This window comes from Chryseobacterium carnipullorum, from assembly GCF_003815695.1.
Lineage (GTDB): Bacteria > Bacteroidota > Bacteroidia > Flavobacteriales > Weeksellaceae > Chryseobacterium > Chryseobacterium carnipullorum.
In genome coordinates, this window is sequence record NZ_CP033920.1 from 3,899,018 (window position 1) to 3,921,986 (window position 22,969).

A 22,969-nucleotide genomic window follows, 5' to 3' on the forward strand; every position below is an offset into this window, starting at 1 on the left:
TTTTTCAGACAGCATTCCTCTCCATGAATTATACAATGCTTCCAATCTTGAGGTTATAGATCTTTCATACTGTGATCTGGAAATCTTGCCGCACGGGATTGAAAATCTTAAAAACCTGAAGCATTTATACTTTTGGGGAAATAAAATTTCAAAAGTGGAAATTGAAAAGCTGAGAAGAGCATTACCGGGCTCCAAAATAACTTCTGTACATCCCTATAAGAAGATTTAAAAAGATTGGCTATATTAGCCTAAACTATAAAACCATGGAAAATTACTTAGAAATCAATAAAAAATCCTGGAACGCCAAGGTAGATCCACATTTGAAGTCGGATTTTTATTTTGTGGATGAATTTTTACAGGGGAGAAGTTCACTCAACTCTATAGAACTTGAGCTTTTAGGAGAGGTCAGTGGCAAAAGTATTCTGCATCTGCAATGTCACTTTGGGCAGGATTCTATTTCCCTTTCCAGAATAGGAGCCGAAGTCACTGGTGTGGATTTGTCTGATAAAGCCATTGAAGCAGCACAAGATCTTGCAAAAAAATGTGGAACTGATACCAAATTTATCTGTTCGGACGTCTATACTTTGCCAGATATTCTGGATGAAAAATTTGATATCGTCTATACAAGCTATGGAGTAATCGGCTGGCTTCCTGATCTTGATCAATGGGCAGCAGTGATCAGCCACTTTCTAAAACCGGGCGGGAAATTTGTGATGGCAGAGTTTCATCCGGCAGTCTGGATGTTCGATGACGATTTTACAAAGGTTACCTACAGCTATTTTAATGAAAAACCTATCTTAGAAACTTATGAAGGAACCTATGCGGATAAATCAGCCGATATTGTTCAGGAATATGTGATGTGGAATCATTCTTTGGGAGAAGTTTTGCAGAATTTGATCAAACATAAAATAGGAATTGACACTTTTCAGGAATTTGACTGGTCGCCATACCCATGCTTCAACCATGTTGAAGAATTTGAAAAGGGTAAATGGAGAATTTCACAGTTTGGCAATAAAATGCCATTAGTGTATAGTCTAAAAGGACAAAAAAAATAGAATTTGAATTTATCCCTGAAGAAAAGACAAGAATTTTAAGCAAAAAAAATCTTTGGTGTAAAGGAGAGTCGAAACGTATTTTCTTCATTGGCATCATAACATTGAGTATAAAAAAAGTCATCATAATCCTAAGACTATGATGACTTTCTATATATGAATGTTAAAAAAACTAATTTGCTTTTAGCTCAAAGCGTCTTCAGCTTTTGTTTTAGCTTCATCTACCTTGTTCTGAACCTGGGAAGCAACATCATTCGCTTTGCTTTTTACATCATTTCCCCATTTGTTTAGATTGTCCTTTGCCGTATTAATTTTATCTTTTACTGCCTGCTTTTCTTCCTCTGAAGAATTTTTGTATTTCCAATATGCTAAAGCACCAATACCTAATAAAGCTAGTATTCCTTTTGTCTTATTTCCCATGATTTCTATTTTTTAAAATGTTGTATTAAAATTTGTTACTAATCAATATGTAAAATACGTGCCAAAAAATTCAATCATATGATAAATAAATGTTAAAATTATTGAAAGATATCAAAATTTTCTCCGTCGAAACTTGCGAAGACCATCGTAGGGTAAGAATCCTGATGGTAAATATTTCCATCTTTATCAATGGCGATCGCTCCTGCAAAGCCATCAATCGTTTTAAGTTCCTCAAAGGTTTTACTAAAGGCCTCTTTCAGGCTCATTCCATCGGTGGTTCTGGTGACGATCTTTGCAGCGGTGGCGTTGCTTACAATATCTTCTCCTACGCCGGTGCAGCTCACCGCACAAATAGAATTGGCGTAATTTCCGGCCACAGTTGCTGAATCTGAAATTCTTCCCGGAATCTCAAAACCTTTTCCGCCTGTAGAGGTTGCTACCGCCAGTTTTCCATCCTTATCAAGCGCTACACAGCCTACAGTTCCTTTTCCTCCGGTCTTAAGTTTAGCTTCATATTCGCTTCTTCTCTGTGGAATTTCAGTTGAGAAATTTTCAAATCCATGCTCAGATGCATAAATTTTGGCCCCGTTTCCGCCAAGGACCCTGTCATCTTCTTTGATCAGTTCCTTCGCTACAAAAACAGGATTCTTCACATCCTGAAGGTTGATCACCCCGCTTAATTTTTGTGTTGTACCATCCATAATAGCCGCACTCATGCGGATTACCCCATCGCTCTGGATCTGTGAGCCGATACCTGCATTGTACAACGGATCGTCTTCTAATAGAGAAACTGCATAAGCTGCCGTGTCAAAAGCAGAATGCGTCCGAAGATATTCAAAGGCTTGTTCTGTTATATGTTTTAAAGAATTTTGTTTTGCGGTCTTTACTTCATGGCTTTGGTCGCTTTCAGAGAAAAAACCGCCGTGGATGATGATTTTCATAGGAATTTATGGGTTTCGGGTTTTGAGTTGCGTTTTAAATTTAAGAGTTAAATTCATTACATTTAGCATACTCGTGTATTTTCAAAATAAAGAGACAAGATAAGAATTTTCCCGATATCGGTATCTTATTATTCGCTGTGAATTACTTTCTTCTTATCACTTATTTTAGCGACCCTGATTTCTACAAAAAAACCCTTCAAAAGAAGGGTGTATATTATTAAAGTTGTACCTGAAAACAGAGATATTCTATTTATCCTGAGGTATCGGATTAAACTGTGAGTTTTCGATTGTGAGTTTCTTCGTTGTAAGATCGTAATGGTCATTCATAGACATGACATGTACGGTAAGATTATCAATTGAAATCGGTTCTCCAAGATTGATATTCGTTAGGTTGGTGTCTTTAATAAATCTTCCGTCTACCAGAATCACAAGCCCGGAACCTACAGCAGTCATGACATCATCATGGATAAAAAGTCCGGTATCTTCACCCAAACCAATTCCTAAGGTTCTCGGATTATTAACCACTGCCTGGAACAGACGCCCGATTCTGCCTCGCTGTACAAAATGGGTATCGATGATGACATTATCGATCAGACCAAGTCCCTGAGTTGTTTTGATCTCTCCCTTTAAAAGAGATTCTGAGCTGCTTCCCTGATAAATCATGTTTTCAGAAGCTGCGGCAGCGCCAGCAGAAGTTCCGGAATAGATAAAATCCTGTTCCTGATATTTCAGTAAAATAGTATCGTGAAATCTTGTTCCCCCCAGAATAGAAGTCAGTCTAAGCTGATCTCCTCCTGTGAACATCACCACATCTGCAGCATTGGCTCTTGCTGCCATAGCATCAGAATTGGCCTCTTCACGGTTGTGGATGTCTAGGATGTTTACATTTTTGGCACCCAGAAATTCAAAAGCTTTTTTGTATTCGGTACCTACAATCTGAGGGATTTGGGACGCTGTCGTCACAATTTCGATGACAGAATTTTCCTTGTGTTTTGATTCATTGATAATCTTTCTCAAGATTCCTCTTTCAAAGAAATTAAGGTTTTTTTCAATGCTCTGATCGAAATCGGTTTCTGCAAAACTTCCTTTGTTTACAGCGCCTCCGATAATAATTAATTTTCCAACGGGTCTCATCATAGTGTGCAAATTTAAAAAATATTTGACATTTGGCGAAATTCATACCACATTTAAATGGTTTTTAATGTTTTAGGATTGTTAATTTATTTTAATTCTTTTTTGAGAAATGTTTAAATGTGGTATAGTTTCGTTTAGGGTTTTACATTATCTTTGATTTTTGAAGGAGTTATTGTTAACTGATAAAAATGCAAATAGATTATGAAAATTGAGAAGATACAGGCACTACGCGGCCCAAATATCTGGAGTATCAGAAGAAAGAAGCTGATACAGATGAGATTGGACCTGGAAGAAATGGAAAATTATCCTACGAATAAGATCGACGGTTTCAGAGAGAGAATCCAAAAACTTATTCCATCTCTGATTACCCACAGATGCTCAGAAGGAGTAGAAGGCGGATTTTTTCACAGGATAGAAACAGGTACCTGGATGGGACATGTCATCGAGCACATAGCGCTGGAAATACAGACGCTGGCAGGGATGGATGTAGGTTTCGGAAGGACCAGGGAAACAAAATCACCGGGAATATATAATGTGGTCTTTAATTATATTGAAGAGAATGCGGGGATTTATGCTGGTGAAGAAGCGGTAAAAATCGCTGAAGCTCTTATTGAAGATAAAGAATACGATATTCAGGCCTGTATTCACAAATTAAAGGAGATCAGAGAACGGGTCCGTCTGGGACCCTCTACAGGTAGTATTGTGGAAGAAGCTGTTTCCAGAAAAATTCCATGGATCAGATTAGGAACAAATTCTTTGGTACAGCTTGGTTATGGGGTAAATCAGCAGCGTTTTCAGGCTACCATTACAGGAAAAACAAGCTCCATTGCAGTAGATATTGCATGCAATAAAGAATTAACAAAGAAAATGCTTCATGATGCTGCTATTCCGGTTCCTATCGGGGATCTGATTGTAGACGAAGAAGGGTTGAATGAGGTGATCAGTAAAATTGGCTATCCTATCGTTCTGAAACCGCTGGACGGAAATCATGGAAAAGGCTCTTCCATTAACGTCAACGATTGGGAAGCTGCAAAAATAGGATTGGAGCATGCCCAGAAATATTCACGAAAAGTCATTGTAGAAAAATACATTACCGGATATGATTTCAGGGTTTTAGTCATTAATAATAAAATGGTGGCTGCCGCAAGAAGAGTTCCTGCTCATGTAGTAGGCGATGGTGAAATGACCATTCAGCAGCTGATAGATAAAGAAAATAGCGATCCGAGAAGAGGATATGGTCACGAAAATGTCCTTACTGAAATAGAAGTGGATAAGGACACCATGGAACTTCTTGAAAAGCTCCATTATACCCTTGAAACAGTTCCTCAGAAAGGAGAAATAGTTTATTTAAAATCAACGGCTAATCTTTCTACGGGAGGAACATCCATAGACGTTACAGATATGGTACATCCTGAAAATATAACGATGGCTGAAAGAGTATCTAAAATTATAGGTCTGGATGTCTGCGGTATTGATATAATGGCTGAAAACCTTACACAGCCTTTAAAAGAGAGCGGAGCTGCGATCATAGAAGTGAATGCGGCACCGGGATTCAGAATGCACCTTGCACCAAGTGAAGGTCTTCCAAGAAATGTAGCTGCTCCGGTTGTGGATATGCTCTATCCTCCCGGAAAGCCTTATACGATTCCTATTATTGCAGTAACAGGAACGAATGGCAAGACAACAACAACAAGACTGATTTCCCATATTGTAAAAAGCAACGGGTACAGAGTAGGTTTTACAACTTCCGACGGTATTTATATCCAAAATACCATGTTAACAAAAGGAGACACCACAGGACCACTTTCTGCTGAATTTGTTTTAAAAGATCCTACGGTAGAGTTTGCTGTTTTGGAAACAGCCAGAGGAGGTATCCTGCGTTCAGGCTTAGGCTTTTCACAGTGTGATATAGGAGTTTTGACCAATATTGAGGAAGATCATTTGGGAATGAACGACATTCATAATCTGAAAGACCTTACCAAGGTAAAAAGAGTTGTTCTGGATAGTGTGAAGAAAGGTGGTTGGAGCGTACTGAATGCTGATAATGAATATTCTATGAAGATCATGAATGATATTGACAGCAATATCGCGATCTTCAGCATGGATGAAAACAATCCTCATATTGTAAAGTTTGCCAAAGAAGGAAGAATTACCTGCATTTATGAAGAAGGTTTTGTAACCATCAAAAAAGGAGACTGGAAGATCAGAATAGGAAAAGCCAAAGACTTCCCGATTACAATGGAAGGCAAGGCGAGATTTATGATCGAAAATGTTTTGGCAGCCAGTTTAGCCAGTTATCTCTATGGTTTTGGCATTGAAGATATTTCTAATTCGCTGAGAACTTTTATTCCAAGTGCGCAGCTTACGCCCGGAAGGCTGAATATTTTTAAATTCAAAAGTTTTAAGGTTCTGATTGATTTCGCACATAACCCTTCAGGGTACGAGGCCATCGAAGATTATCTTAAAAATGTAGAATCTACAAAGAAAATTGGTATTATTTCCGGAGTGGGAGACAGACGTGACAGTGATATCCGTGAGTGCGGTAAAATTGCGGGTCGAATGTTTGATTATATCATCATCAGAAATGAAAAGCATCTGAGAGGGAGAACGGAAGAAGAGATCAACGGACTGATCATTGACGGGATCAATGAAGCAGGAAGAGATGTAAGCTATGAGATCATTCCTAAAGAAATAGAAGCCCTTAAGCATGCCATGGGAATGGCTGAGGACGGGACTTTTATCACCGCTTTAAGTGACGTTATTTCGAATGCTATTGACCTTGTTCAGGAGTATCAGGCAAGAGAGATTCAGGAAGAAGATAAAAATTCATAGGAAGATCAATAATTATAAAAACAGCGGCTGAATTTTCAGCCGCTGTTTTGGTTTATAGGTTTTGGTTTAAATGTGAAGTTTTAGAAAAGTTCATTTAAACCATTAAAATACACATTACTTATGTAGCTTTGAATGAAGATACAGACTGTTTTAATTTAAAATCAAACAATCGTTTAACTTTTTGGAGATATAATTCTGATCGATCAGAAAGATCAATAAAGTAGTCCATCTGCCATACTTGAGTAGCTTTTGCCTGTTTGCTTTCTGTATGATCCCAATCAGGATAGACCCTGATTCCTCTTTTTCCCATTTTGTTTTCATGAGACAAGATTCCTTTTTTTACAAGTATTTCTTTCGGGAAAATAAAAATACCTTTCTCATTATCTTTTGAGGCTGAGATCAGATAGAAATCATAAGGATCATCCGAATCAAACGGAGCTGTTTCTCCTTGGTCATTCCGTTTCCATATCGTAACGAACTGACCTGTTTTTGCAGGCGTTATTTTTGCTGTACGGAATTTAATGTTCAGACCATTCAGGGTAAAGCTACAACCAGAATATTCTCTGCATTCAAGATCTTCCTCTGCATCTAAAAGTTTCAGGCCAAGCGGCTGAAAAATGGTTTCATCAACATTTTGAAGAGTCATTATTGTCTTTCTGTAATTATTAAAAATTAGGGATTAAAAATGATTTCATGATGGTTTATTCTAAAGACTATTCCTCTCCAAAAAATGCATTGGAGCTTCCGATCCAAATCGCATCCTTTTTATTAAAATCTACGTTGACCATCGCTGCTTTTGTCATTCTTCCAAGATTTTCCAGCAGAATAGGGCGTTCCTGGTCTTCATGCCATACATACAACAGACGGATCTCTGCTTTTGAAAACTCACCGTTAATATCTTCAAAAATAGGTTCATAAGTTACTTTTCTCTGCAAAATATAATTTTCCTTATCGATGATAGTTTCTGTGATTTCTTTTGTAGGATTTAAATTCACCCCGCTGCCCGCAAATGAAAACAAAGGTTTTAATACAAAGTTTTCCAGGTTTTCATGTTCAGGAAATTCATGCAGGAAATAGCTTTTCGGAACAAAATCATGTTTCAGCATCGGAAGAAGAAACTTCGAGATTTTAAAGAACCAGTTGGGATGAGTGATCCATTTTACGTCAATATCTTCACGGAAATCAAATCCGGCTTTTACATCGGGAATCCGGTCCAGTTCATCAAAGATAACACGGTTGTAAATTCTTTTGATTTCAAAGAGTTGTCCATCATTTTCATAGAATAATTTCCGGCCCTCTTTTTTTACTTTCGTCAGACAGACTGTTTTTATACCAAGTAATTTTTCTGTTAATGCAAAATCTATGGCTGTTTTCTGTTTTTCCGGAAATATCTCAAGCAGAATAACATTTTCAGGATTTTCGTCGCCTACGATCAGTTTTTTCAAATGATTTTTAAACTCATCATCAGGCATTTTATTTCTGATTTCCGAGAGAAAAGGGTAGACCTCACAAAAAGTTTCTTCAAAAGTCTTTTGAAAAGCATATAATGATGGGAAGGCTTGCAGCTCGATCAGTTGCGGTTCTATGGCTCCGTTTTCGCTTCTGCAGATCCCAAAATCTATTGTGAAAAAGTGAGGTTGAAGCGTGTCGTTGGGAACCCTACAGTTTTCAGGAACTGCTTTATAAAGAGTTTCAGCAGGAAGTTCTTTGATTTGGTCAATAATACTGTTGCTGGCGTCAAGGAGTTTGTTCTTAAATTCATGGGTAAGAAAAAGCGGACTTTCTGAAATTCGGAATGCCGGCTCAATACCTCCTTTCTGAGCGAGACGATCTTTAAGTTGTTCGTATTTCTCCTGCGAAAACTCCTGGTTAAATTGCTTTCTGTATTTTGGGATCATATTTTTTTCTTTGTGGTTTGATTTTAAAAAATCGAGCAGTGATTGCCCGATTTTAGTTTTATTATGGTTAATACAATATCTTATTGATTGTATAAAAAGTTTACGCTAAAGCTTCACTTCCTTTCAAAATGTTTTTTTTTGCTGACTGAAGAAACCTTGGCAGAATCTGGGCTCTCGTAAGAATGATCTTGTTTTCATCGTCTATTCTGTCTACCGTTTCAAGATATTTCTCCATTCCGAAATTCTCGATCATTGCCGTTTTGTTCTTCTCGTCTTTCAGATTTTCGATCATGCCTTGCGGATCAGCTTCCGGATGGAACTGGGTCCCGAAGATTTCATCCGAGAAACGAACAGCCATTACCGCTCTTTCCAGATTGATATGCGGTCTGGATTTCTCAATGGCCATGATTTTCATCCCCAACTCATCAAAACGGTCCATATCCGGTTCAATAAACTGATAAGCTCTTGAATCTACGGCATAAAAAGGATCCTGAAGATTTTTGAATAAAAATTCCTGCTCTCCTTCTTCTGTTTTATGAACGGGCATTACCCCAAAAGAATAAGATTTTCTTTTACAGATATTACCAAGCTTCCAGTGAATACTTGCCAACTGGAATGAGTGGCAGATCAGGAACAGATATTTTTTATCCTCATTATATTGGTTGTGCTCTAAAACAGCATCAAGAAAACCTGCATATCTGTCCTCCCACTCCAGACCTTCTCTGTGTGGATTTCCCGGTCCGCCCGAAGAAATAAAAATGTCAAAATCGTCAATGTTCGGCATTTCATTCTTGAACCTTACCTCAAATGTTTGGATGATCACATTTTCTTCAGAGCTTTGCTGGAATGCCTCGGAAATCTCTTTAATATTTCTAAAGCCTTGATTGACATGATTGTTGTTCATATCCAGCAGAGCGATTCGAATATCTTTCATAACTACTTCATATTTTTTGTAAAGTTACCAAAAATATTATGAAGCCATTTCTCCGTGGGTGATACCATACTCCGTTTCAGAGATCATATAATCTACTACTTTGGTAAGATCTCCGGTTTCTTTATATACCTGAAGCTGACGATCTGCACCCGTTCCGTTTTCTAAAATGGTCCAGGCATATTCCACTTCTTTTCTGCAGTCCAGCTCATCTACAACATCGTCGATGAATTCCAGAAGTTCCTTCAGCAGATGTGGATAGGGAACAGATTCTTCTTTTCCGAAATCAATAAGATGGGCCTCGATTCCGCTTTTTGAAGCCCGCCATTTATTCTCGTTTAACAGCAGTCTTCTGTAACTTCTGAAGCTCAGATTCTGCTGGTGAAGTTTATAAATTTTTGCAACCAGGCACTGCATAATAGCAGCCATACATACCGTTTCTTCTATTCTCAATGGCATGTCGCAAATTCTGAACTCTATAGTAGGGTAGAATGGATGTACCCGGAGATCCCACCAGATTTTCTTGGCATTATCTATGGTTCCCGTTTTTACCAAAAGATCTACATAGCTGTCAAACTCCGCTAATGAATTGAAATAGCTCGGAATCCCTGTTCTTGGAAACTTGACGAAGATCTCCTGTCTGTATGATTTAAAACCCGTATTTCTTCCGATCCAAAAAGGTGAATTGGTGGAAAGTGCGTACACGTGAGGAAGGAAATAGCGCATTACATTCTGAATTCTGACCCCTTCTTCACGGTTGGGAATTCCGATATGTACATGCAGCCCGAAAATAAGATTTCCGCGGGCAACATCTCCCATATCATCTACAATCTTGTTGTAACGTTCACCATTGGTGATGGTATTGTGTTCCCAGTTGGAAAAAGGATGCGTTCCGCCTCCGGAAACACGAAGGCCTTGTTCATGGGCGGTATTAATCAAATGCCTTCTTAAATTCGTAAGTTCAGCTCTCGCTTCCTGAATATTCTGGCAGATACCCGTTTCCATTTCAATCATGGATTCGTGCATTTCGTGTTTTAAATTTTCGCTTAAAACCGCCTTTCCGCCTTCAATAATTTTCGAAACATGAGATATTAAGTCTCTGCTCTCAACATCAATAATCTGATATTCTTCTTCGATTCCTATGGTAAATTGATGCATTTCTTTTCGTGTTTTTTATTTAAATATTTATTTTACTGAATCTTTTACGAAGGTGCCCCACGAAATATTAGGTTTTCCAGGAACATATTCTTTAGCTTTTTCAATAGCCAGTTTAGCCGAATGTTCAACGATCCATGCAAAGTTTTCCTCGCCTACAGAATTTCGGTCTGCATCAGGAGCCGGATTGCAGAAATCGATAGCATAGGGAATTCCGTCTCTGATTGCAAATTCTACCGTATTGAAATCATAGCCGAGGGCTTCATTCATAGTGATCGTGTAATCATGAATCGTTTTTAATAGTTTTTCCAGCTCTGCCCCCTGAGTCTGATGTGTTGTGGCATATCGCAAATGATGGGCATTACGGGGTTCATAAGGCATAATATGAACATATTTTTTACCCAGACAATAAACCCTGTAGTAATCATCGAAAACAATTTCTTCCTGAACCATCATGACCAGTTGTTCTGTTTCGCTTAATTTATTCCAGAGATCATCCGGATTTTCAACTCTGTAAACGCTTTTCCAGCCGCCACCGTCATGAGGTTTCATATAAGCAGGAAAACCTACGTAATCGAAAATATATTCCCAGTCGTGAGGAAACTTAAGGTTCCTGAATGAGGTTTCGGAGGTATCAGTTGGTCTTTCGTGCGAAGGAAGCAATACCGTTTTAGGAAGCGGAATTCCCAGTTTTGACATCAGTGCATTATTGAAAAATTTTTCATCCGCACTCCACCAGAAAGGATTATTGATAACATAAGTTCCGTTGAGTGCTGCATTTTTCAAATACGCTCTGTAAAAAGGAACATCCTGCGAAATTCTGTCGATAATGACTGCATAGCCGTAATCAGCGCCTTGTTCTAGTTTGTCGATATTTACCGGTTCAGCAATGATTTCTCCGCCACCCAGTTCATTCACTTTGTCGATAAACGCCCAAGGAAATGTATCTTCCATACCGAATAGAATTCCCACTTTTTTTGCCATAATTTCTGTTTTTTAATTGGTGTATGTATTATTATTTTATCTTCTTAAATGTACTGCTTTTCAGGAAAAAAAGGCACCTATAAATGTGGGAAATACCATTCTCCACAAGGTCCAGTCGTGATTGATCCATTTTCTTTCATCATACCAGAAATCAATCCCTTTTGAGCGTAAAATCTCAGCCATTTCAATGTTTTTATCCCTGCAGATATCCTGGTCAGAAGTACTCAGGACAATGTGCATATGCTTGTATTTCCAGGCTTCATCATTCTTCACAAATTCTTTCGGGCAATTAAAATAGACCAGTTCATCAGAATATCCATCCATAAAATTCCTGATGCTGAATGCTCCCGAAAGGCAGAATAAATGGGAAACTACATCCGGAAATCTGAACGCAAAATTGGCAGCATGATAACCTCCGAAACTTGCTCCGGCCACTGCAACACGGTGGGTTTTGTGCATCTTCTGGATATAGGGAATGAATTCCTGGATAAGAAACTGCATATACAGCTCATAATTCTTTATCCTTTGCTGAGGCGAAATCTTTTCGTCATAAAAACTCCATGCATCAATAGTCTGAATATTATAAAGTTTTACTTTCCCTTGTTCTACAAACCAGTTGATACTTCCATTAAGATGGAAATCGTTATTTTGGGTATACTGTCCCTGAGAAGTGGGAAACATGATGATCGGATGACCATAATGTCCGGTAACTTCTACCTTAAGACGGGTTCCCAATATATTTGAATAATAATCTGTATGTTCTATATGCGGCATTATAAATTTTCTTTTGTTATACGGTGTTTTAGCTGGTCAATTTGCTTTTGGGAGGTAAAATATTCAGCATTTCAGCCTGAATTTTTTCTGCAGCGCTGTCTAATCTTTCCTGTATGATATCCGGGTCTGTAGATTTATAAACAATTCCCACATGGTAATCAATCGGAAGGAAACTGACCGCTTCTTCACTTTCAAAAGCAGTGTAATCAGGATGTTTGTCTTTGATCAGGGCTACGATGAGTCCGGAATAGTAACCGGTAGGTTTTGAAGCCTTATAGCTTTTTCCACGCAGCAGGGCATCTTCAATTTTGGCCCATTCGCGCCAGATATTAATATTGCTTGAAGCCTCAACAAGATCAGGAATATGGGCACCACCAACCCTGGAAGAGGTTTCAAGGAAATACCATTTCCCGTCAGCTTTTCCACGGATAAATTCAGTGTGTGTAGCCCCGTTGAGAAGTCCGAAACTGGAAAGAACCTTTGCATTCACTTCGTCAAGAGCTTTAAATTCCTCAGAATATCTTCCCAGAGTTTTGGATCGGAATACCCCTCCTTCATGAGAAACCTGCATAGGCGGAGCCAGATATTTGGAAGCCGAGGTAAAGACAATTTCTTTGTTAAAGGTCAGGCTGTCTACGTGATAAACATCTCCTGGTTTAAAGCTTTCAAGCAGAAACAGGTGTCGCTCTTCCCCGAGTGATTCCAGTTCAGCCCAGAGGTCATCTTTGGAAGAAAACTTTTTAATGCCCGATGCAGATGCTTCCGAACGGGGTTTTAATACCCACGGACCCGGAACTTTTTCTGTAAAATTGTTGACCTCATCATTATTAAAAACTGCCGTAAACTCAGGAACATTGATTCCCGAATCTTTTGCCTTCTGACGCATCGCCAGTTTATCTCTGAAATACCTGTGAGTAGTCTGTCCCATTCCGGGAATGCGGAATGTTTCTCTGATCAGTGCTGCTTTTTCTACATCATAGTCATCAAGTGCGACCACAGCATCTATTTTTCTGGTTTTCATCAGATGTGAAAATCCCTGAACGAGATGTTCCAGATTCCACACAGATGGCTTCAGTTCAGACATATAAAAGACCTCGTCAATAGCATGCCATGGCCAGTTTTTCTCTTTAAGACTCTCTGATGTTACTAAGATGATTTTGTTACCGAGCTTCTTCATTTCATCCATGAAGTCATAGCCCTTGTAATAGCACGAAATACATACTATAATTTTCTCCTCCATATAATGTTTTTTAATTTTTAGTAAATTATCAAAGATAAAAGCGTATTTCTATTGATTAATCAATGGTAAAAATAGAAATAAACTGCGTTTTTGAGAATCTATAATCAAGTATACAGAGAATTTTTGAAAAAAACTAATTTTTAGTGATAATTTTCCATTAAATCGGCCAGCAATTGTACTCCAAAACCGGTTGCTGCCTTCCCCTTTGCGTATCCCGTACTTCCGAAGGCAACACCTGCGATGTCCAGATGGGCCCATCGAGGGTGGTTTTCAATAAACTGCTCCAAAAATTTAGCGGCTACGATACAATCTCCGATAGGTTTCATTGAGATATTTTTAAGGTCTGCCACATCAGATTGAATATCATCTTTCCATACCTCCCACAAAGGAAGATTCCATACTCTTTGATTGGTGGTATCTCCGGTTTTTATCAAAATATTTTTCAATTCATCATTGTTTGAAAACATCGCTCCACAAGTATCACCGAACATTCTGACAGAACTTCCCGTCAGCGTCGCAAGATCGATAAGGAAATCTGTTTTATAGTTTTTTGACAGATAAGAAAGACCATCTGCAAGAATCATTCTGCCTTCTGCATCTGTATTCAGTACTTCAATGGTTTTTCCGTTGTAAGCAGTGATGACATCACTTGGAAGGAAAGCATTTTCAGAGATTGCATTGTCTGTGATAGGAAGTACCGCCACGATATTCACCGGAAGTTTCATCTCTGCTGCGTAAATTAATGTTCCGATAACAGCTGTTGCACCCCCCATATCAGACTTCATATAGTGCATATTGTCCGGATTCTTCAGAGAGATTCCACCGGTATCAAAAAGAACGCATTTTCCCACCAGACCAAATGTTTTGGCATTTTTTACTTGGGTTTTATATTCTATGATCGTAAAGGCAGCATCATAAGCGCTTCCCTGATTGACTGACAGATAAGCGCCAAGACCTAATTCCTCGCATTTCTTCCTGTTAAATACCGTGTACTTTAACTCGTATTTCTTTGCTAAATTTTTAAGGTAAAGACTTAAAATATCTGGTTTCTTAAGATTGGCCGGTTTGTTCAGCCATTCCTGACAGGCCGTCTGCCCGTTAGCCAGTGCTTCGGCTTTTTCACTGATACCATCTAATTTTTTCTGGCTTAAATTTTCAAAGTGAATCTCAAATCTGGAGTTCCAGAACGCATGCTTTTTGTCAAAAGGATAATGGTAAGTTCCCAACAATAAGCCTTTTACGAATTCTGAGAACTGTTTTTCGTTCAGAAAATCTGCTAAAACCAAAGTAGGCGCAGCCTGGATTTTTTCTTTCTGGGTTTGAGTAAATTTTACCGCCACCTGCTGGACTTCGAAGTTCTGCAGGGTAGATTTTCCTAAGCCGATCAGATAAGTGATACTTTCTGAATCAGTATGAATAAATACCTCATGTTTCTTTCCGCTGAAAAAGGAGGCTATATTTTTATTGTATTTTTTACCCGATTTTTTCCATTCTTCTTCTGTGAAAAGTTGAAAAATCTGGGTGTAGTTTTTATTTTTTTTATTGATTAGTTTCATAAACTTAATTTTTAATACTTTGTTGTTGTGGTTGTACTTCTACGGGATTTTCTGTGTTGTCGTAGAAAAGCCATTCAATAGCTCTTGGGAATTCCTGAGACCAGTAAAATTCACTGTGGGTTCCTTCCGGATTGATGCTGGTTTTAAACTCAAAATCAAAAAGATTTTTCTTCTCCCAGCGTTTTAAATATTCTTCAAAAACATGGATTCTTTTGACCATCTTAGAGCCTTCCTGACCTCCTCCGTAGAGATAGATCTTTGTTTTAAACGGAACTCTGAAGTTCATCATCGGGAAATTATTATTCGGCTCTACCCACAGTGACGGAGAGAAAATCAGCAGTTTAGAATAAACCTCCGGATAAAGAAAACCACTGTAAATGCTGATCAGTGCACCTAAAGAGCTGCCTCCGATTCCTGTATTGTCACGATCCTTTTTGGTGCGGTAGTGGTCATCCACAAAAGGTTTTAAAGTGTCTGTGATGAAGCGGATGTATTTTTTACCCTCAGAGCCATTGGCTACATGATCATTATCAAAAATATATTCCTTGATACGCTCTTCACTGCCGTGTTCTATAGCTATAATAATGACATCGCCACGGCTGTATTCCGCAAGGATAGAAAGTTTCTTATCAATTTCCCAGTTTCCGTACCCGCTTCCTTCGTTGAAAAGATTTTGAGCATCCTGAAGATAAAGGACAGGATAACTTTTGTCTGCAACATAGTAATCATAGGGGAGAACAGCCCATACTTTCCGGTACCGTTCAAGTTGTGGAATATAAAATTCGTCAGAAATCACTTCTGCAATCGGGAAGAATTCTTTTTTGAAAGGTCCCCAGTTGAGCCTCCATTTTTCTATGATATCTGATGCCTTTCCCGCGGACTTTTCAGCCTTACGGTTGGGGGTGATATTTCCATATTTGTCGAGCTCTACATTTTCCCAACCTCCTTTCGTGAATTTGTATTCCACAATATCGGCAAGGATTTCGCTATTGATCTCAATGAAATAATGGTGTGAATCCAGCTGTTTAAGCTGATAATTGGAATCTCTGGGGTTCCAGTTGTTGAAATTTCCGGTGATGTATACCGTTCTGTCGTCGCTTTCTTCTGTATAAAGTTCAAACCTCATCTTATGTGTTTAATATAAATTGGCAGCTAAATTTATAAAAAAGATTGTTTTAAAATCATAAAAAAATGAATGTAAAAAATAATATATTTGATCAATGTGCCGAAATGAGAGTAATTAACATAATAATTATTTGATTAATTTTTAACCATTATTGCAGGGAATTTTCGTAGTTTCAAAGAAAAATAAAGTATAATAATATCTTGATGAATTCTGTTAAAACCTATACACTGTTTACTGACCATGATGTCTACCTTTTCAAAGAAGGAAGACACTACAAGCTGTATGGGAAATTTGGTGCACATTCTGTTGAAAAAGACGGTGTAAAAGGCGTCTATTTTTCGGTCTGGGCTCCCAATGCAAAAAAAGTTTCCGTGATAGGAAATTTCAATAACTGGAATCATAAAGATCATATTCTGTTCCCGCGATGGGATGGATCCGGGATCTGGGAAGGTTTTATAACCGGACTTACCTGGGGAACTTTATATAAATATGCGGTAGAAACAGCCAGAGGAGAAATTCTCGAAAAAAGTGATCCTTATGCTTTGAGCTGGGAGCAAAATCTGCAGGCTGCCTCATTGGTTTCTACGACCTGGTATGAGTGGACCGATAAAGAATGGATGGAAAAGCGCCGGGAAATCAACAGTCTGGACGCACCGATATCGGTATATGAACTTCATTTAGGTTCCTGGATAAGGCCAGGCAACGCTCCGGAAAAGTATTTGAATTACCGTGACATCGCTGAAAAATTGGTTCCTTACGCAAAAGAAATGGGCTTTACCCATGTTGAATTGATGCCTGTTATGGAATATCCTTATGATCCGAGCTGGGGATACCAGATTACAGGGTTTTATGCGGCGACATCAAGGTTTGGTTCTCCTCAGGATCTGATGTTTCTGATCGATGAACTTCATAAAAATGATATTGGAGTAATTTTAGATTGGGTCCCTTCTCATTTTCCGGGTGATGCCAACGGACTTCACCGTTTCGACGGTTCTTATCTGTATGAACATGAAGATCCGAGAAAAGGTTTTCATCCCGACTGGAAGTCCTATATTTTTAATTATGGCAGAAATGAAGTTAAATCCTTTCTCATTTCCAATGCCATGTTCTGGTTAGACCGATATCACGCTGACGGACTTCGGGTAGACGCAGTCACATCGATGCTTCATCTGGACTATTCCAGAAATGAAGGCGAGTGGGAACCCAATATTGAAGGCGGAAATGTAAACCTTGAAGCTAAAGCTTTTCTCCAGGAGTTCAACACAGCGGTTTATAAAGAATTTGGTGACAGTATTATTACGATAGCCGAAGAAAGCTCAGATTTTCCTTTGCTTACAAAACCCGTTCATGACGGTGGAGTAGGTTTCGGAATGAAATGGATGATGGGGTGGATGCATGATACGCTGGATTATTTTAAAGAAGCTCCTGAAAACAGGAAATACCACCACCATAAAATCACCTTTGCCTCCGTATATATGTATAATGAAAATTATATGATGCCGCTGTCCCATGATGAAGTGGTCCACGGAAAAGCAAGTCTGATCTATAAAATGCCGGGAGACGAATGGCAGAAATTTGCCAATCTCCGTGCATTGTATGTTTATATGTATACCCATCCGGGAGCAAAGCTTCTTTTTATGGGAGACGAATTTGCACAAACAGGCGAATGGAATTTTACCCGCAGTCTGGACTGGCATTTGCTGGAGTATCCTGTTCATAAAGGAATGCAGACTCTCGTAAAGGATCTGAATCATCTTTATCGTGATGAATCTGCCTTCTATGAAAATCAGTTTAATAAAAACGGTTTTGAATGGGTAGAAGCTGATGATCTTGAGAATTCTGTCTATGTGTATCTGAGGAAAGGTAAAAAGAGAGAGGATGTTTTGATGGTGATTCTCAACCTTACTCCTAATGTTTTAGAATATAAAATAGGAGTCAATGCAGGAACGCATTGGGAAGTCATTCTTAATTCCGACGATCAGAAATACAATGGAAGTGGTGCAGATGCGGATATTTTGAATGAAAAATCTGAAGAATGGATGCGGCATCCAAAATCCATTACGATAAAGCTGCCTCCGCTGGCGGGTATTGTTTTAAGACAGAAAAAAGATAAAAAGTATAAGATTCACAGGATAAAACAGCATAAGAAATGATTCAGGTTTTAGATATTTTAGGAAAAGAGTACAGGGAAATAAAAGAATACACTGTACGATTGGATTTCGATGAAGAAACACTGAAAGAATTTGATGAAGCAGGATTTGATCCACCTCTTTTAGAAGGGAGATTGAATAAAGAACTTTACTTTTTTCATTTTAAAATAGAAAAACATAAAGTAGAATTTTCAGACAATAGGGTATCTGAAGTCATTTTTACGGCCCATGATGACGAAGCAGTTTTGATGATACAATACCTGATCGATCAAACTGACTTTATGTTCAGTTACTTTTCTGCAGAATCCATTGATCATGCAGAATTGAAAGATATTGAAGCATCAGATCATGGTAAGGTACAGCTTAAAAGAATGCATTCCGAAAATGAGAGATCGGAACCATTTGATATAGATAGATTACAAAACTATGGAATCCTGACATTCACATCACAAGAGATCAGTATTGTGATTCAACGGGAAAGGCTGGAAGACGGCCATTTGATTCCTATTTTTAGGATTAGTAAAAATGTGAATGGACAACGGAATACAGATGGTTTAGAATAAAAAATAAACGATATTTAAGAATGAGTAAGGAAAAGACTATGATAATATATCACCTAAGTACAGAATGTTACCCGATTGCCAAAGTGGGCGGTCTGGCTGATGTTGTGGGCGCGCTGCCAAAATATCAGAATAAAATAAAAGGGATAGACGCTAAGGTAGTTATGCCCTGGTACAACAAATCTTTTGTTCATCATCATGAGTTTGACATAGTTTTTGATGGCTTCATTCATCAGGGCCCGGACATGCTTCAGGTTCAGGTTATGAAGGAGAAATCAGATGTTTTGGGATTTGAGCTTTATATGGTAAAAATACCGGGGCTTTTAGACAGAGAAAACCCTTACGGTTATCAGGACGAAAGTTTTCAGTTTATCGCTTTTCAGCATGGTGTATTGCATTGGCTGAGTGCTATGAAGATTCGTCCCGATGTATTGCACTGTCACGATTACCATACAGGGTTGGTGCCTTTTATGACCCAGCATTGTCCTGAATTTGAATTTTTAAAAGGAGTAAAAACAATAGGAACCATCCACAACGGAGAGTATCAGGGAATGATGAGCTGGAATATGGCGAATTATCTGCCGTCTTTTGATGCCTACAAATGGGGTTTAATGGACTGGAACGGTTTTATCAATCCACTGGCAAGTATGATCAAATGTTCTCACGCTTTTACAACCGTTTCAGAGGGTTATCTGGAAGAACTTTTTATCAGCTTCCGAGGACTGGAGAGTTTGGTGCGTGAAGAGTTTGGGAAAGCATACGGTATTATCAACGGAATTGATACGGAAGTTTGGGATCCTGAGACCGACCCGATGCTGGATTTTAATTTCAATATAAAAAATGCAGTGGCCCAAAAAAAGAAGAATAAAGAAAAGCTCTGTAAGGAATATGGTTTAAAGCCCGATCTTCCATTGTTTGCCTTTATTGGAAGATTTGCTACGGAAAAAGGAGCAGATTTTCTGCCTGATGTTGTCTGGAAGAGCATCAAACAAAGCTATGGCGCCTTGAATATTATGATTCTGGGTTCCGGAAATAGTTATATTGAAAACAAGCTGAAAGAGTATGAATATACCTATACCAATTTTGCATTAGATCTCGGGTACAAAGAACATCTTTCCCATAAGATCTATGCTTCGGCAGACTTTCTGCTGATGCCTTCAAGAGTGGAACCCTGCGGACTGAACCAAATGTATTCTATGAGATATGGCACGGTACCTGTTGTAAGATACACCGGAGGACTCAGGGATACCGTAGAAGATATTTCAACAGGAGGAGCAGGACTGAACTTTACCTATCCGGGAGTAGACGATATCGTTCATGCAATGAACAGGGCATTAGGGATTTATAATCAGAAAGGGGTCATGAAAGAACTTATTCATGCCAACATGAATTTTGATTTTGCATGGGAGAAATCTGCTGAAAAATATATAGCTTTATACAATAACTGATGGGAGTAAAACTCCCGGATTATTTTTCCTCATAATCACCATTCTTTCCATTTAGAAAAGGATAATCAAAATGATGGAACTGAATAATAAGAATAAATTTCGGGTCATTGGGGGATGTCAATGCATTCGTATACAAGAATAAAGAGTGCTTTAAAATAGCAATTAACACTAAGAATACAACAGTAAATTTAATTCAACAAAACGCAAGATACCTATGAAACGAAATGTAATCTCCATTGTTTTGGGAGGCGGCAGAGGGACAAGATTATTCCCGTTAACATATTCAAGATCTAAACCGGCAGTTCCTATTGCAGGAAAATACAGGCTGGTAGATATCCCTATTTCTAACTGTCTGAATTCAGGACTGAATAAAATCCTGGTTTTAACGCAGTTTAATTCAGCTTCCTTAAATTCACATATCAAGAATTCTTATCACTTTGACATTTTCAGCAAAGGATTTGTAGATATTCTTGCTGCCGAGCAGAATGTGGAAAATGAAAGCTGGTATCAGGGAACGGCAGATGCAGTACGCCAGTCGATGAAGCACCTGGAAAAGTATGATTATGACTATATTCTCATCCTTTCCGGTGACCAGCTCTATCAGATGGATTTCAGGGAAATGCTGGATTTTCACATTGAAAACGGAGGCGACGTCACCATTGCTACCATTCCCGTAGTGGCGAAAGATGCTACTGGATTCGGAATTTTAAAATCTGATGATGACGGCAACATTACCTCTTTCTATGAAAAGCCGGAATATGATATCCTGGATGGCCTGAAATCTGAAGTTTCAGAGGAAAACAAGCATAAAGGGAAAGAATATCTGGCATCGATGGGAATTTATATTTTCACCAGAACGATTTTGAAAAAAATGTTTGAAGACGGGGCTGGTGATGATTTCGGAAAAGATATCATTCCAAACTCCATCGGAAAATATAAAACCTTGAGTTATCAGTACGAAGGCTACTGGACAGACATTGGAACGATAGAATCATTTTATGAAGCGAATCTGGATCTTTGTCAGGATCTTCCGCAGTTTAACCTGTTTTCTTCTTCACCCATTTATACCAGAGCAAGGATGCTTCCGCCATCAAAGATCAACGGTTCTTACGTAAGTAAAGCTGTTTTCGGAGACGGATGTATCATTATGGCTGATAAGATCGAAAATTCTGTGATCGGAAACAGAACCAGGATAGACAAAGGGAGTACCATCGTCAATTCCTATGTAATGGGGGCCGATTTTTACCAGAATACGACAGAAATTGTCATCAACGACAGAAGCGGGCGTCCCAATATGGGAATCGGAAAATACTGCTACATTGAGAAGGCGATCCTTGATAAAAACTGCTACATCGGAGACAATGTGAAGATTATTGGAGGGAAACATCTTCCGGACGGCGACTACGGAACCCATTCCGTTCAGGATGGAATTGTTGTGGTGAAAAAAGGAGCTGTTCTTCCTTCCGGAACTCATATAGGCTGAATAGAAAGGGAGATGGAAGATTGATGGGTGAAATTTTCCTACCAAAAGAATCACGAAGGAATTTGAATAATTAAATTCCCAAATAGTATTCCATCTTCCATTATCCATTTTTTCTGACTTTAACCTTCATGAGGTTAATAAGTGTTAAACCTAAAAACTAGAGTGATCATGATATTGGTCACTTTTTTTATTTGTATTACTTTTGTGCGATGCGTTTTTTTAAAATTATAGCCGTAATTCTTGTTTTAGTGGTAGGAGCTTATGCTGCTTCCATGTACTATTTTGTAGATGAAAACAAGGATTTTAAGATAGAAAAAGAGATCGATTATCCTATCGATAAAGTCTTTCCCCAGTTTAATAATCTTCAGCACTTTACCCGCTGGAATAACTTTTTTACGAGTTCACCGTCTATTGATATAGATTATTATACGCCTTATGAAGGCCAGGGAGGGGCAATCAGTTATGTCGATCCAAAAAATGATACAGACGGAGAAATGTTCATCCGCTACGAAAACCCTGAAAAAAGTCTGCGTTATCAGCTTTTCGAGGACAGAAACGAAAATCCTACGGTAGTTGATGTTAAATTTAAAGCCATTTCTGCAGAAAAAACAAAGATTACATGGCTTGTCCACACCCCAAAACTTTCTGTGTTGAGGAGAGTAGAGAATTTCTGGACAGAAGACCGGTTTGCTGAAAATATTGACAAAAGTATGGTTAACCTCAAAAATGTTTTGGGTAATAAAGTGGAAAAAGATAACCAGATGGCTTCCATCAAATATGACAGTCTGATGGTGGAAAATGAAGAAAGTAAGGTGCTTTTGGGAATCAATGTAAGTGCGTCCAACAAAAAAGAATCCCTTTATAAAAATATTGTGATGAATTACAGTAAGATTTATAATTATGTAACAATGGATCTGGGCAAAAAAGACGATGAATTCGGCTTTCCTGTACTTATTACCGATGCGGATAATTATAAAGACAAAGAGGTTTCTTACTTCATGGGAATTCCACTTTCCAAAAAGATTGGAGTAACGGATAATAACTTCAATTTCCGTACGGTGAATGCTTCTCAAAATTACGTGATGTACTACAAAGGAAATTATGAAGGCAGAATAAGGGCAGTTCAGCAGCTGATTCAGAAGGCCAAAAAAGACGAGATGCGCTTCGGAGATATCCGTCAGACCTTTATTGAACGTCCGATCGAAGGGCAGGAGGTCAACATGAAGCTCTCATTATCAGTGTTTAAGTGATTTTTTTTTAATTATTTTTTTCTTAATTTTTTTTA

Annotated in this window: 20 protein-coding genes; 8 read left to right on the forward strand and 12 right to left on the reverse strand. The window is 38.5% G+C overall.

Going from position 1 to position 22,969, the window contains the following annotated elements; translation table 11 throughout:
• Positions 1 to 13: 13 nt before the first annotated feature.
• Together EG346_RS25495 and EG346_RS17780 are read left to right on the forward strand one after the other, a co-directional pair.
• Complete coding sequence (locus tag EG346_RS25495; RefSeq protein WP_394343282.1) at positions 14 to 229, forward strand: leucine-rich repeat domain-containing protein; 216 nt, start codon at positions 14 to 16, stop codon at positions 227 to 229.
• Between the two features lie 34 nt (positions 230 to 263).
• Complete coding sequence (locus tag EG346_RS17780; protein WP_073336333.1) at positions 264 to 1,055, forward strand: class I SAM-dependent methyltransferase; 792 nt, start codon at positions 264 to 266, stop codon at positions 1,053 to 1,055.
• Positions 1,056 to 1,235: 180 nt separating this feature from the next.
• Here the strand turns inward: EG346_RS17780 and EG346_RS17785 are convergent, their stop codons facing one another.
• From EG346_RS17785 to EG346_RS17795, 3 genes are all read right to left on the reverse strand, one after another.
• Complete coding sequence (locus EG346_RS17785; RefSeq protein ID WP_073336253.1) at positions 1,236 to 1,472, reverse strand: YtxH domain-containing protein; 237 nt, start codon at positions 1,470 to 1,472, stop codon at positions 1,236 to 1,238.
• 98 nt (positions 1,473 to 1,570) lie between these two features.
• Complete coding sequence (locus EG346_RS17790) at positions 1,571 to 2,413, reverse strand: isoaspartyl peptidase/L-asparaginase (protein WP_123880498.1); 843 nt, start codon at positions 2,411 to 2,413, stop codon at positions 1,571 to 1,573.
• 246 nt (positions 2,414 to 2,659) lie between these two features.
• A complete protein-coding gene (locus EG346_RS17795) occupies positions 2,660 to 3,550 on the reverse strand; it encodes a cyanophycinase (protein ID WP_394343267.1) in 891 nt (296 codons plus the stop codon).
• A gap of 198 nt (positions 3,551 to 3,748) precedes the next feature.
• Between EG346_RS17795 and cphA the strand changes: the two genes are divergently transcribed.
• Positions 3,749 to 6,379: a cyanophycin synthetase gene (gene cphA / locus EG346_RS17800; RefSeq protein WP_123880500.1), complete on the forward strand. Its 2,631-nt coding sequence runs from the start codon at positions 3,749 to 3,751 to the stop codon at positions 6,377 to 6,379.
• Between the two features lie 118 nt (positions 6,380 to 6,497).
• Here the strand turns inward: cphA and EG346_RS17805 are convergent, their stop codons facing one another.
• From EG346_RS17805 to EG346_RS17845, 9 genes are all read right to left on the reverse strand, one after another.
• The gene (locus tag EG346_RS17805) at positions 6,498 to 7,025 is read right to left on the reverse strand and encodes a MepB family protein (RefSeq protein WP_123880502.1); all 528 of its coding nucleotides are present in this window, start codon (positions 7,023 to 7,025) and stop codon (positions 6,498 to 6,500) included.
• 67 nt (positions 7,026 to 7,092) lie between these two features.
• On the reverse strand, positions 7,093 to 8,277 hold the full coding sequence (locus EG346_RS17810; protein WP_123880504.1) for a hypothetical protein: 1,185 nt from the start codon (positions 8,275 to 8,277) through the stop codon (positions 7,093 to 7,095).
• A 100-nt stretch (positions 8,278 to 8,377) separates the two neighbouring features.
• Positions 8,378 to 9,211, reverse strand: a complete 834-nt coding sequence (locus EG346_RS17815; RefSeq protein ID WP_123880506.1) for a type 1 glutamine amidotransferase — start codon at positions 9,209 to 9,211, stop codon at positions 8,378 to 8,380.
• A gap of 36 nt (positions 9,212 to 9,247) precedes the next feature.
• The gene (locus EG346_RS17820; protein WP_073336265.1) at positions 9,248 to 10,366 is read right to left on the reverse strand and encodes a carboxylate-amine ligase; all 1,119 of its coding nucleotides are present in this window, start codon (positions 10,364 to 10,366) and stop codon (positions 9,248 to 9,250) included.
• A 27-nt stretch (positions 10,367 to 10,393) separates the two neighbouring features.
• Positions 10,394 to 11,347, reverse strand: a complete 954-nt coding sequence (locus tag EG346_RS17825; RefSeq protein WP_073336267.1) for an ATP-grasp domain-containing protein — start codon at positions 11,345 to 11,347, stop codon at positions 10,394 to 10,396.
• A gap of 60 nt (positions 11,348 to 11,407) precedes the next feature.
• Complete coding sequence (locus EG346_RS17830; protein ID WP_073336269.1) at positions 11,408 to 12,121, reverse strand: alpha/beta hydrolase-fold protein; 714 nt, start codon at positions 12,119 to 12,121, stop codon at positions 11,408 to 11,410.
• Positions 12,122 to 12,149: 28 nt separating this feature from the next.
• The gene (locus tag EG346_RS17835; RefSeq protein ID WP_123880508.1) at positions 12,150 to 13,361 is read right to left on the reverse strand and encodes an ATP-grasp domain-containing protein; all 1,212 of its coding nucleotides are present in this window, start codon (positions 13,359 to 13,361) and stop codon (positions 12,150 to 12,152) included.
• Between the two features lie 140 nt (positions 13,362 to 13,501).
• On the reverse strand, positions 13,502 to 14,917 hold the full coding sequence (locus EG346_RS17840; protein WP_123880510.1) for a leucyl aminopeptidase family protein: 1,416 nt from the start codon (positions 14,915 to 14,917) through the stop codon (positions 13,502 to 13,504).
• A 4-nt stretch (positions 14,918 to 14,921) separates the two neighbouring features.
• Positions 14,922 to 16,043 carry an alpha/beta hydrolase-fold protein gene (locus EG346_RS17845; RefSeq protein WP_123880512.1) on the reverse strand — a complete coding sequence of 374 codons (1,122 nt, stop codon included), beginning with the start codon at positions 16,041 to 16,043 and terminating at the stop codon, positions 14,922 to 14,924.
• 203 nt (positions 16,044 to 16,246) lie between these two features.
• Here EG346_RS17845 and glgB point away from each other — a divergent pair, with 203 nt between their 5' ends.
• From glgB to EG346_RS17870, 5 genes are all read left to right on the forward strand, one after another.
• Positions 16,247 to 18,196, forward strand: coding sequence for a 1,4-alpha-glucan branching protein GlgB (gene glgB, locus EG346_RS17850; RefSeq protein ID WP_181876071.1), 1,950 nt, complete (start codon positions 16,247 to 16,249; stop codon positions 18,194 to 18,196).
• Positions 18,193 to 18,756 carry a hypothetical protein gene (locus EG346_RS17855; protein ID WP_123880516.1) on the forward strand — a complete coding sequence of 188 codons (564 nt, stop codon included), beginning with the start codon at positions 18,193 to 18,195 and terminating at the stop codon, positions 18,754 to 18,756. Before glgB ends, EG346_RS17855 begins: the two co-directional genes overlap by 4 nt.
• 38 nt (positions 18,757 to 18,794) lie before the next feature.
• Positions 18,795 to 20,201, forward strand: coding sequence for a glycogen synthase (locus EG346_RS17860; protein ID WP_123880518.1), 1,407 nt, complete (start codon positions 18,795 to 18,797; stop codon positions 20,199 to 20,201).
• Positions 20,202 to 20,415: 214 nt separating this feature from the next.
• Positions 20,416 to 21,684: a glucose-1-phosphate adenylyltransferase gene (locus EG346_RS17865; protein ID WP_073336280.1), complete on the forward strand. Its 1,269-nt coding sequence runs from the start codon at positions 20,416 to 20,418 to the stop codon at positions 21,682 to 21,684.
• 209 nt (positions 21,685 to 21,893) lie between these two features.
• Positions 21,894 to 22,934, forward strand: a complete 1,041-nt coding sequence (locus EG346_RS17870; RefSeq protein ID WP_123880520.1) for an SRPBCC domain-containing protein — start codon at positions 21,894 to 21,896, stop codon at positions 22,932 to 22,934.
• Positions 22,935 to 22,969: the final 35 nt, after the last annotated feature.

Excerpts from the sequence above, each read along its gene's own strand:
- EG346_RS17780 (WP_073336333.1), top strand. The coding sequence starts at position 264 with ATGGAAAATTACTTAGAAATCAATAAAAAATCCTGGAACGCCAAGGTA.
- EG346_RS17785 (WP_073336253.1), bottom strand. The coding sequence starts at position 1,472 with ATGGGAAATAAGACAAAAGGAATACTAGCTTTATTAGGTATTGGTGCT.
- EG346_RS17790 (WP_123880498.1), bottom strand. The coding sequence starts at position 2,413 with ATGAAAATCATCATCCACGGCGGTTTTTTCTCTGAAAGCGACCAAAGC.
- EG346_RS17795 (WP_394343267.1), bottom strand. The coding sequence starts at position 3,550 with ATGATGAGACCCGTTGGAAAATTAATTATTATCGGAGGCGCTGTAAAC.
- cphA (WP_123880500.1), top strand. The coding sequence starts at position 3,749 with ATGAAAATTGAGAAGATACAGGCACTACGCGGCCCAAATATCTGGAGT.
- EG346_RS17805 (WP_123880502.1), bottom strand. The coding sequence starts at position 7,025 with ATGACTCTTCAAAATGTTGATGAAACCATTTTTCAGCCGCTTGGCCTG.
- EG346_RS17810 (WP_123880504.1), bottom strand. The coding sequence starts at position 8,277 with ATGATCCCAAAATACAGAAAGCAATTTAACCAGGAGTTTTCGCAGGAG.
- EG346_RS17815 (WP_123880506.1), bottom strand. The coding sequence starts at position 9,211 with ATGAAAGATATTCGAATCGCTCTGCTGGATATGAACAACAATCATGTC.
- EG346_RS17820 (WP_073336265.1), bottom strand. The coding sequence starts at position 10,366 with ATGCATCAATTTACCATAGGAATCGAAGAAGAATATCAGATTATTGAT.
- EG346_RS17825 (WP_073336267.1), bottom strand. The coding sequence starts at position 11,347 with ATGGCAAAAAAAGTGGGAATTCTATTCGGTATGGAAGATACATTTCCT.
- EG346_RS17830 (WP_073336269.1), bottom strand. The coding sequence starts at position 12,121 with ATGCCGCATATAGAACATACAGATTATTATTCAAATATATTGGGAACC.
- EG346_RS17835 (WP_123880508.1), bottom strand. The coding sequence starts at position 13,361 with ATGGAGGAGAAAATTATAGTATGTATTTCGTGCTATTACAAGGGCTAT.
- EG346_RS17840 (WP_123880510.1), bottom strand. The coding sequence starts at position 14,917 with ATGAAACTAATCAATAAAAAAAATAAAAACTACACCCAGATTTTTCAA.
- EG346_RS17845 (WP_123880512.1), bottom strand. The coding sequence starts at position 16,043 with ATGAGGTTTGAACTTTATACAGAAGAAAGCGACGACAGAACGGTATAC.
- glgB (WP_181876071.1), top strand. The coding sequence starts at position 16,247 with ATGAATTCTGTTAAAACCTATACACTGTTTACTGACCATGATGTCTAC.
- EG346_RS17855 (WP_123880516.1), top strand. The coding sequence starts at position 18,193 with ATGATTCAGGTTTTAGATATTTTAGGAAAAGAGTACAGGGAAATAAAA.
- EG346_RS17860 (WP_123880518.1), top strand. The coding sequence starts at position 18,795 with ATGATAATATATCACCTAAGTACAGAATGTTACCCGATTGCCAAAGTG.
- EG346_RS17865 (WP_073336280.1), top strand. The coding sequence starts at position 20,416 with ATGAAACGAAATGTAATCTCCATTGTTTTGGGAGGCGGCAGAGGGACA.
- EG346_RS17870 (WP_123880520.1), top strand. The coding sequence starts at position 21,894 with ATGCGTTTTTTTAAAATTATAGCCGTAATTCTTGTTTTAGTGGTAGGA.